The organism is Pseudoxanthomonas sp. LjRoot204_2 (genome assembly GCF_056175765.1).
This window is the reverse complement of sequence record NZ_JBGFFG010000585.1, coordinates 1-1,709: the sequence shown is the minus strand read 5'-3', so window position 1 is coordinate 1,709 and position 1,709 is coordinate 1. Positions and strand designations below refer to the sequence as shown.

The 1,709-nt window shown below is 65.7% G+C and carries 1 protein-coding gene; it reads left to right on the top strand.

Translation table 11 applies throughout. The features are described 5' to 3' along the window. Positions 1-57: 57 nt before the first annotated feature. Positions 58-1,709: HAMP domain-containing methyl-accepting chemotaxis protein (locus AC04L7_RS18095; RefSeq protein ID WP_475513622.1), on the top strand; the 1,652-nt coding region annotated here is incomplete at its 3' end.

The window sequence follows — 1,709 nt, the reverse complement described above, 5'->3', positions numbered from 1 at the left end:
CTCTGCTTCCCTCTGATGCACCGGCCGCACCCACTGAACTCCATCGAGACTTCCTTCATGTTCAAGCACCTCAAGATCGGCAAGCGCCTGGCCATCGGCTTCGCCGTGCTCGTCCTGCTCATCGTCGCCACCGGGGCTTTCTCCGCGCAGCGGATGGGCGTGGCCCAGGACGTCGTGCTCGACATCACCAAGAAGGAAGTCCCGGCCATCCGCGACCTGGGGCGCATGGCCACGATGCTGGCCGAGTACCGCGTCAGCGAGCGTGGCCTCGTGGCCGGCTACGAGGACCCGGAAAAGGTCGCCGAATACACGGATGAGCTGATCGCGGGCGGCAAGGCCTTCGACGAGCTTTCCAAGGCGTATGGCAGCAGCCTGTCCGACCCGCAGGACAAGGCGCTGCACCAGGAGATGATGGCCAAGGCCGCGCTGTACTTCGAGAACAGCCGCCGCCTGATCGAGTCCGTCAAGGTCGGCGATCTGACCCCTGCCAGTGGTGCCGGCGATTTGCGCCAGGCCACCGCCGATGCTGTCGGGCGGATGCTGGACGCAAAAATGAAGGTGCTGGACAGCGCGGTGGCTGCACAGGAGGCCGGCTACAACACGAACATCAAGGCGATCGGGCTGCTGGTGGTGGTGGCAATGCTGTTGGCCATCGCCGCTGCGGTCCTCATCACCCGTTCGATCGTGCGACCGATGGCCGACGTCATGAGCGTCGCCGACGCCGTGGCGCGCGGCCAGCTCGATCGCCAGATCACGGTCGACGACCGCAGCGAGCTCGGGGACCTGCTCGGTTCCATGCAGCGCATGCAGACGCAGGTGAAATCGGTCATCGCCGCCCAGAGCGAAATGGCGGCGCGCCATGATGAAGGACGGATCAGCTACCGGATGGACGACAGCACGTTCCCCGGCGACTACGGCCGCATGGTGCGCGACACCAACGCACTGGTCGGTTCGCACATCGCCGTCAAGTTGCGCCTGGTGGAAGTGATGCAGCGCTACGCCGTCGGCGACCTGTCGATCGACATGGATCGCCTGCCCGGCGAGAAGGCCCAGCTCACCGAAGCCATGGACGCCACCAAGGCCAACCTGTCGGCCATCAATGCCGAGATCAAGCGTCTGGCCGCGGCGGCTGCTTCCGGCGACTTCAGCCAGCGCGGCGACGTGGCGCAGTACCAGTACGACTTCCGCGACATGATCGGCGGACTGAACCAGCTGATGGAAACCACCGACGGCAACCTGGCGGAAGTGTCCGCCCTGCTCCGGGCCATCGCGCGCGGCGACCTGAGCGCGCGCATGGAAGGCGACTTCCACGGTGTGTTCGCCACGATGCGCGATGACGCGAACGCCACCGTGACGCAACTGACCGAAATCGTCGGCGGCATCCAGATGGCGGCCATGAGCATCAATACCGCTGCCGGTGAAATCGCCGCCGGCAACAACGACCTCTCGCGCCGCACCGAACAGCAGGCCGCCAACCTGGAAGAAACCGCTGCGTCCATGGAGGAGCTGACCTCCACCGTGCGCCAGAACGCCGAGTCGGCCCGCCAGGCCAACCAGCTGGCCATCGGTGCCGCCTCGGTCGCCTCGCAGGGTGGCGAGGTCGTGGGCAAGGTCGTCACCACCATGACCGACATCGAACAGTCCTCCAAGAAGATCGCCGAGATCATCTCGGTCATCGACGGCATCGCCTTCCAGACCAACATCCTGGC